Source organism: Brevibacterium sp. (assembly GCF_031179145.1).
Classification (GTDB): Bacteria; Actinomycetota; Actinomycetes; order Actinomycetales; family Brevibacteriaceae; genus Brevibacterium.
The window spans coordinates 98,361-114,564 of the sequence record NZ_JAPSIB010000004.1 but is presented as its reverse complement, the minus strand read 5'-3'; the positions used below and the strand labels follow the sequence as shown (position 1 = coordinate 114,564).

At 66.7% G+C, this 16,204-nt stretch carries 13 protein-coding genes; 10 read left to right on the top strand and 3 right to left on the bottom strand.

Going from position 1 to position 16,204, the window contains the following annotated elements:
- Window positions 1-27 precede the first annotated feature (27 nt).
- The 8 genes from infB (at window position 28) to RIT73_RS04840 (ending at window position 11,180) form a co-directional block, all read left to right on the top strand.
- Window positions 28-3,141, top strand: a complete 3,114-nt coding sequence (gene infB / locus RIT73_RS04875; protein ID WP_309130931.1) for a translation initiation factor IF-2 — start codon at window positions 28-30, stop codon at window positions 3,139-3,141.
- Between the two features lie 90 nt (window positions 3,142-3,231).
- Window positions 3,232-3,660 carry a 30S ribosome-binding factor RbfA gene (gene rbfA, locus RIT73_RS04870; protein WP_309130930.1) on the top strand — a complete coding sequence of 143 codons (429 nt, stop codon included), beginning with the start codon at window positions 3,232-3,234 and terminating at the stop codon, window positions 3,658-3,660.
- Between the two features lie 270 nt (window positions 3,661-3,930).
- Complete coding sequence (locus tag RIT73_RS04865) at window positions 3,931-4,836, top strand: ligand-binding protein SH3 (RefSeq protein WP_309130929.1); 906 nt, start codon at window positions 3,931-3,933, stop codon at window positions 4,834-4,836.
- Between the two features lie 14 nt (window positions 4,837-4,850).
- Window positions 4,851-5,762: a tRNA pseudouridine(55) synthase TruB gene (truB, locus tag RIT73_RS04860; protein WP_309130928.1), complete on the top strand. Its 912-nt coding sequence runs from the start codon at window positions 4,851-4,853 to the stop codon at window positions 5,760-5,762.
- A 155-nt stretch (window positions 5,763-5,917) separates the two neighbouring features.
- The gene (locus RIT73_RS04855) at window positions 5,918-6,856 is read left to right on the top strand and encodes a bifunctional riboflavin kinase/FAD synthetase (protein WP_309130927.1); all 939 of its coding nucleotides are present in this window, start codon (window positions 5,918-5,920) and stop codon (window positions 6,854-6,856) included.
- A gap of 92 nt (window positions 6,857-6,948) precedes the next feature.
- Window positions 6,949-7,218 (top strand): 30S ribosomal protein S15, encoded by a 270-nt coding sequence (gene rpsO, locus RIT73_RS04850; protein WP_309130926.1) that lies wholly within the window; start codon window positions 6,949-6,951, stop codon window positions 7,216-7,218.
- Between the two features lie 429 nt (window positions 7,219-7,647).
- Entirely contained in the window at window positions 7,648-9,858 is a 2,211-nt protein-coding gene (locus tag RIT73_RS04845) for a polyribonucleotide nucleotidyltransferase (protein WP_309130925.1), read from the top strand.
- 83 nt (window positions 9,859-9,941) lie between these two features.
- On the top strand, window positions 9,942-11,180 hold the full coding sequence (locus tag RIT73_RS04840) for a M16 family metallopeptidase (RefSeq protein WP_375294974.1): 1,239 nt from the start codon (window positions 9,942-9,944) through the stop codon (window positions 11,178-11,180).
- Window positions 11,181-11,308: 128 nt separating this feature from the next.
- On the opposite strand, the gene RIT73_RS04835 is transcribed toward RIT73_RS04840, so the two are convergent.
- Genes RIT73_RS04835 through RIT73_RS04825 form a run of 3 tightly spaced genes read right to left on the bottom strand, consistent with a single transcriptional unit; the run spans window position 11,309 to window position 14,018 of the window.
- Window positions 11,309-12,052: an amino acid ABC transporter ATP-binding protein gene (locus RIT73_RS04835; RefSeq protein ID WP_309130923.1), complete on the bottom strand. Its 744-nt coding sequence runs from the start codon at window positions 12,050-12,052 to the stop codon at window positions 11,309-11,311.
- Window positions 12,052-13,146, bottom strand: coding sequence for an amino acid ABC transporter permease (locus RIT73_RS04830; RefSeq protein ID WP_309130922.1), 1,095 nt, complete (start codon window positions 13,144-13,146; stop codon window positions 12,052-12,054). Before RIT73_RS04830 ends, RIT73_RS04835 begins: the two co-directional genes overlap by 1 nt.
- A gap of 11 nt (window positions 13,147-13,157) precedes the next feature.
- Window positions 13,158-14,018 carry an ABC transporter substrate-binding protein gene (locus tag RIT73_RS04825; protein ID WP_309130921.1) on the bottom strand — a complete coding sequence of 287 codons (861 nt, stop codon included), beginning with the start codon at window positions 14,016-14,018 and terminating at the stop codon, window positions 13,158-13,160.
- A gap of 161 nt (window positions 14,019-14,179) precedes the next feature.
- Here RIT73_RS04825 and RIT73_RS04820 point away from each other — a divergent pair, with 161 nt between their 5' ends.
- Window positions 14,180-14,776, top strand: coding sequence for a TetR family transcriptional regulator C-terminal domain-containing protein (locus tag RIT73_RS04820; RefSeq protein WP_309130920.1), 597 nt, complete (start codon window positions 14,180-14,182; stop codon window positions 14,774-14,776).
- Between the two features lie 124 nt (window positions 14,777-14,900).
- Window positions 14,901-16,202, top strand: coding sequence for a Glu/Leu/Phe/Val dehydrogenase dimerization domain-containing protein (locus RIT73_RS04815; protein ID WP_309130919.1), 1,302 nt, complete (start codon window positions 14,901-14,903; stop codon window positions 16,200-16,202).
- The last annotated feature ends 2 nt before the right edge of the window (window positions 16,203-16,204 follow it).

Genomic DNA, 16,204 nt, shown 5'->3' with positions numbered 1-16,204 from the left:
CCGGGAAGGAACCCGGACAGGAGAACTGTGGCAAAGCCCCGTGTCCATGAGCTCGCAAAAGAGCTCGGCACAACAAGTAAGATCGTCCTCGAGAAGCTCCAGGATATGGGCGAATTCGTTCGCTCCGCCTCCTCGACACTCGAAGCCCCCGTCGTTCGACGGGTGAAGGAAGCCTTCGCCGATTCGGCGAACTCGACAGGTCAGAAGACCGGTGCGAAGCCGGCCAAGCCGGGTGCGCAGAACGCTGCGAAGCCCGGTGCCCCCAAGCCCGGCGCGAAGAGCGCCGCCAAGCCCGGCAAGGCCGCTCCCGCAAAATCGGAGTCCACCGCCTCGAAGCCCGCCCCGGCCAAGCCGGCGGCGGCGGCGGACAAGCCTGCAGCCGAGAAGTCGGCCGCCGGCAAGCCCGGCGCCCCCCGACCCGCTGCCCCGGCCAAGCCCGGTGCAGCTCAGTCGGCCCCCGCCGAGCGGGCTCCCGCAGCCGAACAAGCCCCTGCGGCTGAAACGGCTCCCGCAGCCGAACAGGCCCCTGCGGCTGAGCAGACCCCTGCGGCTGAGCAGACCCCCGCGGCCGAGCAGGCTCCTGCTGCCGAGCAGGCTCCTGCGGCAGAACGCACGGAGTCCAAGCCTGCGCGCCCCGGTGCGCCCAAGCCCGGTGCCAAGCCGGCAGCTGCTGCGAAGCCTGCAGCCGCCAAGCCCGGCGCTGCCCCGAAGCCCGCAGGCGGAGCGAAGCCAGGTGCGCGTCAGCCCTCGGCTCGCCCCGGCAACAACCCCTTCGCTCCCTCCCAGGGGATGCCGAAGCCCGGTGGTCGCTCAGGCGGTCCGAAGCCCGGCTCCCGCTCCGGCGCTCCCGGTGGATCCGGTGGCCCGGGTGCACGCCCCGGCAACAACCCGTTCGCTCCCTCGCAGGGGATGCCGAAGCCGGGACAGAAGCCTCCTCGCCCCGCTGCAGGTGAAGGTGCAGGAGCAGGAGCAGCCGGACCACGTCCGGCACCCCGTCCGGGTGCTCCGCGCCCGAACCCGTCGATGATGAAGAACTCTGCCCTGAACAAGCCCGCTCCGGGCCGTGGCAAGGGCGGCGGTCGTGGCAGTGCTCCGGCCGCTGGACCAGGCGGCGCCCCCGGTGCTCCCGGCGCACCCGCCGGACGCCGTTCACCCGGCGGCGGCCCAGGTGGTCCGGCTCGCGGTTCCGGCCGTGGTCGCGGCAGCACCCAGGGTGCCTTCGGTCGTGGCGGCGGACCCCGTCAGAAGGGACGCAAGTCCAAGCGGGCCAAGCGCGCCGAGCTCGAGCAGATGCAGGCGCCGTCGATCGGTGGCGTCAGCGTTCCGCGCGGCGACGGCAACACCCCGCTGCGCCTGCGTCGCGGCTCGTCTCTGGCCGACTTCGCCGAGAAGATCAACACCGACCCGACGAACCTTGTCACGGTGCTCTTCCACCTCGGTGAGATGGCGACCATCACGCAGTCCCTCGACGAAGGCACCTTCCAGGTGCTCGGTGAAGAGCTCGGCTACAAGGTCGAGATCGTCTCGCCGGAGGACGAGGACCGTGAGCTGCTTGAGACCTTTGACATCGACCTCGACGCGGAAGCCGCCGAGGAGGACGACGAGGATCTCGCCGCCCGTCCGCCGGTCGTCACCGTCATGGGTCACGTCGACCACGGTAAGACCAAGCTGCTCGACGCGATCCGTTCGGCCAATGTGGCCGGCCGTGAGGCCGGTGGCATCACCCAGCACATCGGCGCCTACCAGGCCGAGGTCGATCACGAGGGCGAATCGCGCAGGATCACGTTCCTCGACACCCCGGGTCACGAGGCGTTCACCGCCATGCGTGCCCGTGGTGCGAAGTCGACCGACCTCGCGATCCTCGTGGTCGCCGCCGACGACGGTGTGATGCCGCAGACCATCGAAGCGCTCAACCACGCGCAGGCTGCCAACGTCCCCATCGTGGTCGCGGTCAACAAGATCGACAAGGAGGGTGCGAACCCTGCCAAGGTGATGCAGCAGCTGACCGAGTACAACCTCGTCGCCGAAGAGTACGGAGGCGACACGATGTTCGTGCCGATCTCCGCGCTCAAGCGCGAGGGCATCGAGGAGCTGCTCGAATCGGTGCTGCTGACGACCGATGCGGCACTGGATCTGCGGGCCAACCCGAACAAGGCCGCCCGCGGCATCGCGATCGAAGCGAAGCTGGACAAGGGCCGTGGCGCGGTTGCGACCGTGCTCGTCGAGTCAGGCACCCTGCGTGCCGGCGACGCTATCGTCTGCGGCACCGCCTTCGGCCGTGTCCGTGCGATGTTCGATGAGAACGGCAACAGCGTCACCGAGGCGGGCCCGTCCCGCCCCGTGCAGGTGCTGGGTCTGTCGACCGTCCCGCGTGCAGGTGACACGTTCATCTCCACCGGCGACGATCGCACGGCGCGCCAGATCGCGGAGAAGCGCGACGCCATCGAGCGCAATGCCGCTCAAGCTCGCGGTCGCAAGCGGATCAGCCTCGAGGACTTCACCAAGGCACTGGCCGAGGGCAAGGTCGACATGCTCAACCTCATCCTCAAGGGCGACGTGTCCGGTGCTGTCGAAGCGCTGGAGGACTCGCTGCTCAAGATCGATGTGGGCGACGAAGTCGATCTGCGCATCATCCACCGCGGCGTCGGTGCGATCACCGAGAACGACATCAACCTGGCGACCGTCGACAACGCGATCGTCATCGGCTTCAACGTCCGTCCGGAAGCGAAGGCTCGCGACCTGGCGGAGCGCGAAGGCGTGGATGTGCGCTACTACTCGGTCATCTACCAGGCGATCGACGACATCGAGAGCTCGCTCAAGGGCATGCTCAAGCCCGAGTTCGAAGAGGCTCAGACCGGCACCGCCGAGATCCGCGAGGTCTTCCGGTCCTCGAAGTTCGGCAACATCGCCGGTACGATCGTCCGCTCCGGCACCATCACCAGGAACTCGGCAGCCCGAGTCACCCGCGATGGAGTCGTCATCGGGGACAACCTCAAGATCGAGTCCCTGCGTCGCTTCAAGGATGACGCCACCGAGGTGCGCGAAGGGTTCGAGTGCGGTATCGGACTCGGCAGCTTCAACGACCTGCGGACAGGCGATATCATCGAGACCTTCGAGATGCGCGAGAAGCCTCGCGACTGATCGGATCCGATCGATGAGACTGCGGCCGGTGCATCTGCACCGGCCGCAGTCGGTACCACCAGACTTCAATTCCTCAGCAAAGGAAACACCATGGCAGATGCAACTCGGGCCCGGAAGATCGCCGACCAGATCAAGGTCATCGTCGCGTCCACGATCGAACGCAGGCTCAAGGACCCCCGGCTCGGATTCGTGACGGTCACCGACGTCCGCGTCACCGGCGACCTGCAGCATGCCTCGATCTTCTACACGGTCTACGGGGACGGCCAGGATCTCGAATCGACTGGGAAGGCATTGGAGTCCGCGAAGGGCTTCATCCGCTCCGAGGTCGGCAAGGGGCTGACCATCCGGTTGACCCCGAGCATCGAGTTCATCGCCGACTCCGTCCCCGAAGCCGCCGCCCACCTCGACGGGCTCCTGGCGAAGGCGGCGGCGGAGGACGCCCGGATCCGGGACCTGGCGAAGGACGCCCGTCCCGCCGGTGACGAGGATCCCTACCGGAAGCCCGAAGACGAGGACTGAGCCCTCTGATCGTTGCCCGGGCGTGCCCAGATCACGCCCGGGCAACGATCTCATTCACTCTGCGCGGCGCGGCTCGACCCGCCCGCAGGGGCCGCAATCCCGGGCAGTGGCCAAGGTCACTCGCCTCTGCGAAGCGCTCTCACCAGGCGCGTCATCACAGTCTCACGAGGACGTCAGAAAAATCTTCGTAACAGTTTTGTTATCTTTCCCGTGTGGTCTAGACTTTTCAAGGTAACGAAATGATCACGAGTCTGTTAAGGGATTTCTGCATTGGGTAAGCACTCCTCGCCAAAGCCTGGCTTTGCAAAGCAACTGGTCCAGGACCTCGCTTCGACGTCCAAGCGGGCCGCTTCCAAGCGTTCCGGCGGTCGGCACTCCGCCGATTCCCCCTCGACGGCCACCTCGGTGCTGGCGACGGTGAGGCAGCGCCCCGTCGTCGCCGCGATCGCAGTCCCGGCCGCCGCGACCGCCGCAGTCGTCGGATCGACCGTCGTCATGGGACCCCCCGACACGGGCAACGTCACCACCGAGGCCGCCTCCACCTCACAGCAGCAGCCGGAGACGACGCCGTCGTCCGTGAGTGAGGACGAGCTCAAGGCCGAGCGCGAGAAGGCGTCGAAGGAATACCTCGAGGACGTCAAGAACGACCCCAAGTACAAGAACAAGACCGAGAAGACGACGCTCAACGTCAAGACCCCCAAGCCCGAGCCGAAGACCGAGAAGGCCTCGACGAGCTCGTCCGACTCGAAGGACGCGTCCGGTTCGAAGGGCTCGAAGGACTCCTCGGAGGCCAAGGGCGGAAGCGACACTCCCTCGGGAGTGTCCAACGAGCCCTGCAGCGTATCCGCGTCGATCGAATCCGGTCTGCTGCCCAACGCCGTCAACGGCTACCGCGCCGTGTGCGCGAAGTTCCCCGAGGTCAAGTCCTACGGCGGACGCCGCCAGGGTTCGGGCACCTCGGACCACTACACCGGCGAAGCCGTCGACATCATGATCAGCGGATCGACCGGCGACGCCATCGCCGACTACCTGATCAAGAACCAGAAGACCCTCAACGTGAAGTACGTGATCTGGGAACAGCGCATCTGGATGCCGGGCAGCGGATGGAAGGGCATGTCCGACCGTGGATCGGCGACCGCCAACCACTTCGATCACGTCCACGTCTCCTTCAACTGATCCCAGACGTCCCCGTGAGCGACTCTTCCCCGCAGGGCATCCTCGTCTGCGACAAACCGCAGGGCATCACCTCCCACGGCGTCGTCTCTCGCATCCGGCGCTGGTTCGGCACCCGCAAGGTCGGCCACGCCGGCACGCTGGACCCGATGGCGACCGGTGTGCTGGTCCTCGGTCTCGGCCGGGGCACGAAGCTGCTCCCGTACATCACCGGCGTCTCGAAGACCTACCTCGCGACCATCCGGCTCGGCTCGGCCACTCCCACCGACGACGCCGACTCCACGCCTGACCTCTTCGCCGACCCCGCGGACCTGGCTGCGGTCACAGCCGAGCGCATCTGCGCCGGCATCGAGTCGCTGCGCGGCACCATCGACCAGGTGCCCAGCGCAGTCTCCGCGATCAAGGTCGACGGTGTCCGCTCCTACGCGCGCGTGCGCAAGGGCGAGGACGTCACGCTCAAGGCCCGCCAAGTCGAGGTCTCCCGCTTCGACGTCCATGACATCCGCTTCGCAGCCGAGGAGGGGCACATCGACGTCGACGTCGAAGTCGACTGCTCCTCCGGCACCTACGTCCGGGCACTGGCCCGCGACCTCGGGACCCACCTCGGCGTGCATGGGCATCTCACCGCGCTGCGGCGCACCCGTGTCGGCGCCTTCGGACTCGAGGAGGCGGTCCAGATCCCGACCGACCTCGACTCGCCTGCGCCTCGACTGATGACCCTCGCCGAGGCGGCCCGCACCCTGCTCCCGAGCGTCGACGTCGACGCCGGTCAGGCCAAGGCGCTCATGCAGGGGAAGACTGTGGCGGTGACAGATGCGCCCGCCGCGGGCGAGATCGCCGTTCTCTGCGGCGCTGAACTCGTCTCGATCGCCGAGGTGCGACCCGGGGGACTGAAGTCCCTGACCGCCTTCGCCATCGACCTCGCCTGAGCCCACAAACGTTTCTTCTGTATTTCGAGAATACAAACGTAACGGTTGTGTCCCTCGCGTGAGCGAACAGCCGTCACGGGTGGATCGAACCTGGTTCGCTCATGCGAACTTCTCTGAGATACCCTGAGTCGGTGCATGGAAGGAGCGAGCGTCGAGTGGAGATCTATCACGGACTGAAAGAGGTCCCGGCCGATGGTGTCGGCACCGTCGTCACCTTGGGCAACTTCGATGGAGTCCACCGGGGACATCAGACCGTGCTCACCGCTGTTGCCGCACTCGCGCACGAGCGAGGCCTGCGCTCGGTGGCCATGACCTTCGACCCGCATCCGCGTACGGTGCACCGTCCGTTGGAGCCGACGTTCCTCATCACGACGACCGAGCAGAAGGCCGCCTTGATCGCCCGGACCGGCATCGACGCCCTGCTCGTCCAGTCCTACGACCTCGAGTTCGCGGCTCAGTCCGCCGAGGAATTCGTGCGCCGGTACTTCGTCGAGGGGCTGCGAGCCCAGGTTGTCGTCGTCGGTGAGGACGTCCGCTTCGGCCGCGACAACGAAGGATCGCTGGAGACCCTGCGCCGCCTCGGCGAGAAGTACGGGTTCGACACGGTCACGATCGACGAGGTCGGCCGCGGGGGACGGTATTCGTCCTCGCGGATCCGGGAGCAGATCATCGCCGGAGACCTCGCCGAGGCAGCCGACCAGCTCGGTCGCTTCCACTTCGTGTCCGGCACGGTCGTCCACGGCGATGCCCGCGGCCGCGATCTGGGGTTCCCCACCGCGAATCTCAGCCAGGACGCGGCGGGGCTCGTGCCCGCCGACGGCGTCTACGCCGGCCGGGCGATCTTCGACGGCGAACCGGAATCGTACCCGGCGGCGATCTCGGTCGGCACGAACCCGACTTTCGACGGCAGCGTCCGCCGCGTCGAGGCCTACGTGCTCGACAAGGAGTTCGGTGAGTTCGACGTCTACGACCGGCACATGACATTGGAGTTCGTGTCCCGGATCAGGGGACAGGTCACCTTCACCGGGATGGACGAACTCATCGTGCAGATGCACGAGGATATCGCCGATGTGCGCGAGGTGCTCCACACCTGATAAACTGATCGTTGCCGTTTTCACCGGCCGCGGTTCGATAGGGCTGAGACAGACAGGTCCCGGCGCCGCGCAACGAACAAGAAGGAGAATCCATGGCTCTCGATACTGCCACGAAGCAAGAGATCATCAAGGAATACGGAACTCACGAGGGCGACACCGGTTCTCCCGAAGTTCAGGTTGCCCTGCTGACCCGCCGGATCGTCGATCTCACCGAGCACTTCAAGGACCACAAGCACGACCACCACTCGCGTCGTGGACTGCTGCTGCTCGTCGGTCAGCGCCGCCGGATGCTCAAGTACCTCGCGAAGGTCGACATCGAGCGTTACCGCTCGCTCATCAAGCGCCTCGGCCTGCGCCGCTGATCACCTGGGGAGTCGCCTCGGCGGTCCCCGCTGATCATCGCTCACGACTATGGTCGTGACCGGTCGGAACAACGAAGTGCCCCACGCCATGTGGGGCACTTCGTGCATTCATCGTCCCGCCTTCTCCAGCACGCCTCGCCCCGCCCCGCTTCGGCCCGCGTCGGTGAGGCTGATGCCCTTCGCGGCGTGTCTGGTGTCTCACCTTGGTCGCGGACCCATCTGCGGTAGACTGGGACGTGGACAGCCACGCCATGGACGCTTCGGTCCTCGGTAGTGGCCTCCGGAGGGACGCGCTCGGCGCAGCTTCCGTGGGCCCCGATCGATGACCGGCTTGGATCCATGGGTTGTCCAGGTCACCATCCACCGGCGGGACGCGGGTTTCGAACCCTTCACGGGTGCCCGGACGCCGGTTACGAACAAGGAGAATACGTGGGAATCAACCCAGAATCCGCCGTCGCGCATATTGACAATGGCCGCTTCGGCACACATACCATCCGCTTCGAAACGGGCCGTCTGGCCCAGCAGGCCGCCGGCTCCGCCGTGGCCTACCTCGACGACGAGACGATGCTGCTCTCGGCCACGACCGTGGGCAAGAACCCCCGCGAGGGCTTCGACTTCTTCCCCCTGACCGTCGACGTCGAAGAGCGCATGTACGCCGCCGGCCGCATCCCCGGCTCGTTCTTCCGCCGCGAGGGACGCCCGACCACCGATGCGATCCTCACCTGCCGACTCATCGACCGTCCGCTGCGCCCGTCCTTCACCAAGGGCATCCGCAACGAGGTCCAGGTCGTCGTCACCGTGATGTCGATCCACCCTGACCACATCTACGACGCGCTGGCCATCAACGCCGCCTCGATGTCGACCCAGCTCTCGGGTCTGCCCTTCTCCGGACCGATCGGTGGTGTGCGCATCGCACTCATCGACGGCCAGTGGGTGGCCTTCCCCAACTTCTCGCAGATGCCCGACGCCGTCTTCGACATGGTCGTCGCCGGCCGTGTCGTCGGTGACGATGTCGCCATCATGATGGTCGAGGCCGAAGCCACCGAGAACGCGATCGACCAGATCAAGTCCGGTGCCTCTGCTCCGACCGAGGAGATCGTGGCCGAAGGTCTGGAAGCGGCCAAGCCGTTCATCCGCGAACTCTGCCGCGCCCAGGCCGAGCTCGCAGAGTCCGCCGCGAAGCCCGTCGCTGAGATCCCGGTCTTCCGCGACTACCAGGACGACGTCTACGAGGCCGTGCGTGAGCTCGCCGAAGAGAAGCAGACGAAGAACTTCCAGATCGCTGACAAGCAGGAACGCGAAGCCGCAGGCGAAGCCCTGCTGGCGGAGCTCTTCGAGCAGCTGGGCGAGCGCTTCGCCGGCCGCGAGAAGGAGATCGCCTCGGCGCTCAACTCCCTGACCAAGCAGGTCGTGCGCAAGCGCATCCTCACCGACCAGGTCCGCATCGACGGTCGTGGACTCAAGGACATCCGTCCCCTCACGGCTGAGGTGGGCGTCGTCCCCCGGGCCCACGGTTCGGCCATCTTCGAGCGCGGAGAGACTCAGATCCTCGGCGTCACCACGCTGAACATGCTCAAGCTCGAGCAGCAGATCGACTCGCTCTCGCCGGTGACCTCGAAGCGCTACATCCACCACTACAACTTCCCGCCCTACTCGACCGGTGAGACCGGCCGTGTGGGCAGCCCGAAGCGCCGCGAGATCGGTCACGGCGCCCTGGCCGAACGTGCCCTGGTGCCGGTTCTGCCCTCCCGCGAGGACTTCCCGTACGCGATCCGTGAGGTCTCCGAGGCCCTCGGCTCGAACGGTTCGACCTCGATGGGCTCGGTCTGTGCCTCGACCCTGGCGATGTTCTCGGCCGGTGTGCCGCTGCGCGCCCCGGTTGCCGGCATCGCGATGGGACTCGTCTCCGACGTCATCGACACCGACCAGGGTCAGCAGACCGCCTACGCGGCGCTGACCGACATCCTCGGCGCCGAAGACGCCTTCGGTGACATGGACTTCAAGGTCGCCGGAACCCGTGACTTCATCACCGCGATCCAGCTCGACACCAAGCTCGACGGCATTCCCGCCTCGGTGCTGGCCGCCGCGCTCAAGCAGGCCCGCGAAGCCCGCATGGTCATCCTCGACGTCATCGAGGACGCCATCGACGCTCCGGCGGAGATGGCAGCGACTGCACCGCGCATCATCTCGGTCAACATCCCGGTCGACAAGATCGGTGAGGTCATCGGCCCCAAGGGCAAGATGATCAACCAGATCCAGGAGGACACCGGCGCCGACATCAGCATCGAGGATGACGGAACCGTCCTCATCGGTGCCACCGAAGGCTCCGCCGCCGAGGCTGCGCGCTCGATGATCAACGCGATCGCCAACCCGCAGGTCCCCGAGGTCGGCGAACGCTACCTCGGCACCGTGGTCAAGACGATGAGCTTCGGCGCATTCGTGTCGCTGACCCCGGGCAAGGACGGCCTCCTGCACATCTCCGAGCTGCGCAAGCTCAACGAGGGCAAGCGCGTCGAGGACGTCGAGGACGTCGTCGGAGTGGGCCAGAAGGTCCAGGTCGAGATCACCAAGATCGACGACCGCGGCAAGCTGTCCCTGGCTCCCGTCACCGAGGGTGACGACGAAGGGTCGGAGAACTGATTCCCACGCATTCGCACATCGGGGAGGACAGCCGCATCGCGCGGTCTGTCCTCCCCGGTGGTTTGACGGTCACCAGCGAACACATGCCCGGCCTGGCCTCCGAGACGATCGGGATCTGGGTCGCGGCGGGCTCCCGCGACGAGTCCGCGGACACCGCCGGCTCCACCCACTTCCTCGAGCACATGCTCTTCAAGGGCACCGCGACGAAGGATGCGAAGACGATCGCCGCCGCCTTCGACCGTACGGGCGGGGACTCCAACGCCATCACGGCCAAGGAACTCACCTGCTACTACTCAAGGTGCCTGGTCGCCGACCTGCCCTCGATCACGGCGCTGCTCATCGACATGGTCTCGAACTCGCTGCTCGATGAAGGCGAGTTCGAACGTGAGCGCGGAGTCATCATCGAAGAGCTCGCGATGTCGGCGGACGATCCCGGCGACGTCCTCTTCGACGACTTCGACGCCCTCGTCTTCGGCGATCATCCGCTGGCCCGTCCGGTCGGTGCGACCAAGGAGCAGATCCGCATCCTCGAGCACCGGACGCTGCTCGATCACTACTCCTCGACCTATGTGCCGCCCCGTCTGGTGGTCGCCGCCGCCGGTGGCGCCACTCACGACGAAGTGGTGCGGATGGTCGAGGATGCGCTGACCGGGGCATGGGCCGACCGTGAACTCGAGGATAAGCCCGCCGACGGTGCCGGCAGTTCCGTCGCTGCGCCGGAGTCCCAGCTGATCCGTGAGGTGCCGACGTTCCACCCGGGGCGTTCGCACACGGTCAAGGACATCGAACAGCTCGGCATCCTGCTCGGGACCGAAGGCCTCGAAGAGGGACATCCCGACCGGTTCGTCTACTCGGTCCTGCTCACGCTCCTCGGCGGGGGAATGTCCTCGCGGTTGTTCCAGAGCGTGCGCGAAGAACGCGGACTCGCCTACGCCGTCAACTGTGTGGCCAGCCAGTTCACTGACTTCGGGACCTTCGGCGTCTACGCCGGCTGCGCCCCGGAGAACGGTCAGGCGGTCGTCGACCTCATCCTGCAGCAGTGGGATCGACTGGCGCAGACTCCGCCCAACCGGTCCGAGCTCGACGAGATCGTGTCCCAGCTGTCCGGCTCGATGGTGCTCGGCCTCGAGTCCTCCGCGACTAGAATGAACCGTCTGGCACGGTCGGAGATCTTCGGGATTCCCCTCGAGGCACCCGCCGACCTCATCGAACGCATCCGCTCCGTCAGCGCCGAGCAGGTCAGCACCATGGCCGGCGAGCTGCTGGCCGGGCCGAAGGCGATCGCGCTCGTCGGTCCACCTGCGAGCGTCGACCTCCCCTGAGGCAGTCAGACAGAAGCCGCAGGCATTTGCCTGCGGCTTCTGTCATGCCCGCACCCGGCCTCAGAGTCAGCCGGGCTCCGGAGACAGCCCGGCTTCACAGGCGGCCCCGCGTCAGAGACGGCCCAGTCTCAGAGACGGCCTGAGGCCAGCACCCGGTGGAGGAACTGCTGGGTCCGCTCCTCCTGAGGATCGGTGAAGATCTGCTCAGCGGTGCCGCGCTCGAGGATCTGACCCTGATGGAGGAAGCAGACCTGGGAGGCGACCTCTCTGGCGAATCCCATCTCATGGGTGGCCAGCAGCATCGTCATCCCGTCCGCGGCCAGGTCGCGGACGATCTCCAGGACATCACCGACGAGTTCGGGGTCGAGTGCCGCGGTGATCTCATCGAGGAGGAGGGCCTGCGGCTTCATCGCCATTGCCCGGACGATGGCGACACGCTGTTGCTGGCCACCGGACAGGCTGTCCGGGTGGGCTGTGGCCTTCGCGTCCATTCCGACCTGCCCCAGCAGTTCGATCGCGTGCGCCTCGGCGGCCTCCTTCGCCACGCCGCCCACGAGGATCGGGGCCAGCGTGATGTTCTCCAGGACGGACATGTGCGGGAACAGGTTGTAGGACTGGAACACCATGCCGACGTTGCGTCGGAGACGATTGACGTCGACGCCGACCCCGGTGATCGGATCCCCGTCGAGGACGATCTCACCGGAGTCGATCGGCTCCAGCGCGTTGATGCATTTGAGCAGCGTCGACTTCCCCGAGCCGGACGCGCCGATCAGGCACACCACCTCGTGAGCCTCGACGTCGATGGTGATCCCCTTGAGGACCGGGTTCGTCCCGTATGACTTGTGGACATCATGGATCTCGAGGAACGGCATCAGAGCGCACCTGCTTTCATCTTGGCGGCGTCCTTGGCCATCAGCCTGTCGACGAACCGGGCCTGGGGGATCGTGGCGATGATGAAGACCACCGCGACGACCAGTACGGGCGAGAGATTGAACACCGAGGACGAGATGAGCCGCGCCTGCATGAACGAATCGACGACGCCCATGATGCTGATCAGGGCGGTGTCCTTCTGCAGCCCGATGAAGTCATTGAGCAGCGGCGGAACCATCCTGCGGGTGGCCTGCGGAACGATGACCTTGCGCAGGGTCTGCCCGTAGGACAGTCCCAGTGAACGGGCAGCCGACCACTGGGAGGGGTGGATGGACTCGAGGCCTGCGCGGTACACCTCGGCGACATAACCGGTGTATGTCAGGGCCAGGGCGATGATCGCGAGCATCGTCGGGCTCAGGTCGCTGACGATCGGCACTTTCGCGATCGTCAGCCCGAAGCCGACCAGGTAGAGGACGATGATCGAGGGAATGGCCCGGAACACGTCGACGTATGCGGTGGCGAGCCAGCGCAGCGGTCGGCCCGGGCGCCCCGGCAGCATCCGCATGATCGCGATGCCGAGCCCGGCGACGAGCACGATGATCTCGGCGCCGATCGCCACCTGGATGTTGATCCAGAAGCCCTCGGCGACCTTCGACCAGGATTGGGCGATGAAGTCGGCGCGCAGGAACGTCTTCGTCACGGCGGCGTCGTTGGTGGTGACGAAGTGGAGGAGTGCGGCGATGAGCAGGAAGCCGGTCGAGAAGCCCAAAGAGGTCAGTGCTTCATCGCGTCCGCTGGAGGCGCTGGCTCGTGCTCCGCGCAGATCGGAGGCCGCCAGTGCCCGGGTCCGGCGGGCATTGAGTCCCAGTGACCGTGCCCAGGGCAGCAGCGGGTAGAGCATCGTCAGTCCGATGATGCCGATGATGATCGGCATCATCGGCGTCTTGGCCTGATTGATGAGATAGACCTGGTAGAGCCCGGTCCAGAAGAAGAATGCGGTCAGCGCCCACACGCCGACGGCGACGACGCTGAGTCCGAAGACCCGCCGCGGCGGTGTCGGGGTGCCGGCCTTGGCCATGCGTGTCGAGATCGACATCCGAGCGCCTCTCAGAATTCGGGAATGGTGTTGGGATCGGTGCCGAACGCCTCGGCCAGCCACGCCGAGGAGAGCTGGTCGAAGGTGCCGTCGTCGTGCATCGCCGTGATCGCCTTGTCCATCTCCCCGATGTTGGCCGAGCCCTGCGGGTAGATCGCGCCGTACTCCTCACCCGAGTCGTACTGGCCCACGACCTTCAGCGCGCCGCCGGATTGCTGGGCGAAGCCGAGCACGATCGCGGTGTCCTGGAGCGCCGCGTCGATCTGCCCGGACTGGACCGCGGTGATCATGCCCTCGGTGTCCTGGAACGTGCGCGCATCCTTCTTCGGCGACACGTTCTTCGGCACGAAGTCGACGGCCGTGGTCCCGATCTGGACGCCGAGCTGCTTGTCGGTGATGTTCTCAGGCGTCAGTCCGCTGTCGGCCTGGGTGAGCACGCCGATCTTCGAGGAGTAGTAGGGCTCGGAGAAGTCGACGACCTTGTCCCGCTCTGCGGTGATCGAGACCTGGGCCAGGGCGATGTCGAAGTCCTTGACCTGTCCTGCGACCAGCCCGTCGAAGCTGACGTTCTTCACCGTGACGGACTTGAGACCGGCCCGGTGGGCGATGTTCGCGGCCATGCAGTACTCGTAGCCGCCGGTGATGTCCTCGGGGGAGAGGCCCTTCCACCAGGCGGGTGAGGGCAGGTTCGTGGCGACGGTGAGCGTGTCGGCGGCGACGGGCTCGAGCGTGATCGAACCAGCCTCTCCGGTGACTTCGCACTCGCCGAAGGCGGAATCGCCGGCCTCGGCTTCCGGTGAGCCGGAGGAGCAGGCGGAGAGGAAGAGGGCTGAGACGGCGGCGACGGCGATCATGGTGGTTGAGGTGCGCATGTGAACTCCATTGTTCGGAACGGTTTATTTTGAACGGCGGTTGAGTTAAGAGTAATTGATACACGTGATCCAGGCCACCGGTCAACCGATCTGGATAGAATCGTTATGCAACTACAGGCAGATGGCACCCGGCCTCTGCACCCCGGCGAGAAGGTGGAGACATGAGCAGGAAGCGAGCGTCGGTGCGGCGCGAGGAGATCCTGGCCGCCACGATCGAGGAGATCGAGTCCTCGGGCCTGCGGACCCTGCGGGTCGCCGACGTCGCCAGGCGACTGGGGCTGAGCCCGAGCCTCGTCATCTATCACTTCGTGACGAAGGAGGCCCTCGTCGCCGCGGCCTTCGCGCATGCCGGCGAGAACGACCTCTACCGGGCACGCAGGATCGCTGCGACCGGTCGGTCCGCCCGGGAGAAGCTCGACGAGGTGATCGCCTGGTACATGCCGACCGGATCGACGCGGAGCTGGAAGATCTGGATCGACGGGTGGTCCGCGGGCCTCTTCGATGCCGAGCTGAGGGCGACCTTCGCCGCACTCGACAAGGAGTGGAAGGCGATCCTCGCCAGCCTCATCGACGCCGGACGGGAGGCCGGTGAATTCACGCAGGGCGCCGACTCCGCCCAGACGATCGCCACCCGGATCCTGGCCTACCTCGACGGGCTCGCGATCCAGGCGATGTTCCACACTGATGCCGTCACCCGAGAACTGATGATCGAGTGGGTGAGCGCGTTCGTCGCCCACGAGCTCGAGCCGCCCTCCTGACGGCGTCCCCGTGGGCCCGCCCGGGAGGGAGAGGCGGTCGGCCTTGACTTGCCATGCAGTCGCGGTCCAGACTGGACCTCAACACCACTACTGAATCACGGTTCAGTTAAAACTTGGAGGCTCCATGTTCATGGACATCACTTGGCAGGACCCCGTGACCGGCACCCACGGGTTCGTCGTCATCGACACCCTCGTGCGCGGAACGGCGTCGGGGGGACTGCGCATGCGCGCCGGCTGCACGCTCGAAGAGGTGCGGGGGCTGGCCCAGGGCATGACCCGCAAAGAGGCGATCCACCTGCGTCCCGGGCGCCGTTACATTCCCGTCGGTGGAGCCAAGGGCGGAATCGACTTCGATCCGCGCGCTCCCGGAGCCGCCGAAGTCCTCGAGAGGTTCCTCGTCGCCGTCAATCCGATCATGCACTCGTACTGGGCGCTCGGGGAGGACCTCGGGGTCCGGCAGGACGTCATCGACGAGATCCTCGCACGGCGCAGCCTCGGCAGCGGACTGAGCGCCGTCGAGAAGCTCGTCGACGATCCGCTCGCCATGGAGGTCCGGGCGCAGACGGCGTTCGGCACCATCGTCGACGGCGTCTCCCAGGACGAACTCGTCGGCGGTCTCGGGGTGGCCACCTCGGTGTTCGCCGCCCTCGACGCCGATGGGCTCGACCGCGGTGCGGCGACCGCGGTGATCCAGGGCTTCGGCTCGATGGGCGGAGCCACGGCCCGCTTCCTCGCCGAGGCGGGGGTGAGGATCGTCGGCATCGCCGACGCCGACGGTTTCGTCTCGAACCCGGACGGGCTCGACATCGAAACGCTTCTGGCCACTCGCGATCCCTTCGGAGGCATCGACCGCTCCGCGCTGCGCCCGGCCGACAGGGTCAACGACCGTGACGACTGGCTCGCCGCCGACGTCGACGTGCTCGTCCCCGCTGCCGTCAGCTATGCCATCACTCCCGCCAACTGTGAGCTAATCACGGCCCGCTACATCGTCGAGGCCGCGAACATGCCCGTGCTGCCCGCGGCCGAAGCCGCACTCGCGGCCCGCGGGGTCACGGTGGTCCCGGACTTCCTCGCCAATTCCGCCACCAACGCCTGGTGGTGGTGGGTGACCTTCGGAGACGTCGACGGCACCTGGGAGCAGAGCCGCGCGCTCATCGACGGCACCCTCTACGAACTCACGAGTGAAGTCCTCACCGAGGCGCAGGCGCAGGGGATCAGCCCCCGCGCTGCGGCGCAGGCGAAGGTGGATGCGAACCTCGAGCAGCTCCGCTCGGCAGAGTCGTCTCAGACGGAGCCGGCACCCGCCGAAGCGCAGGCGGCCTCAGCCGAAGCGGAGCCGGCACCTGCCGAAGCGGAGGCGGCCTCAGCCGAACCCGGGCCGGCAGACGCCGCGCCCGAACTGTCCGCTGCGAGCGCGGAACGGTAACG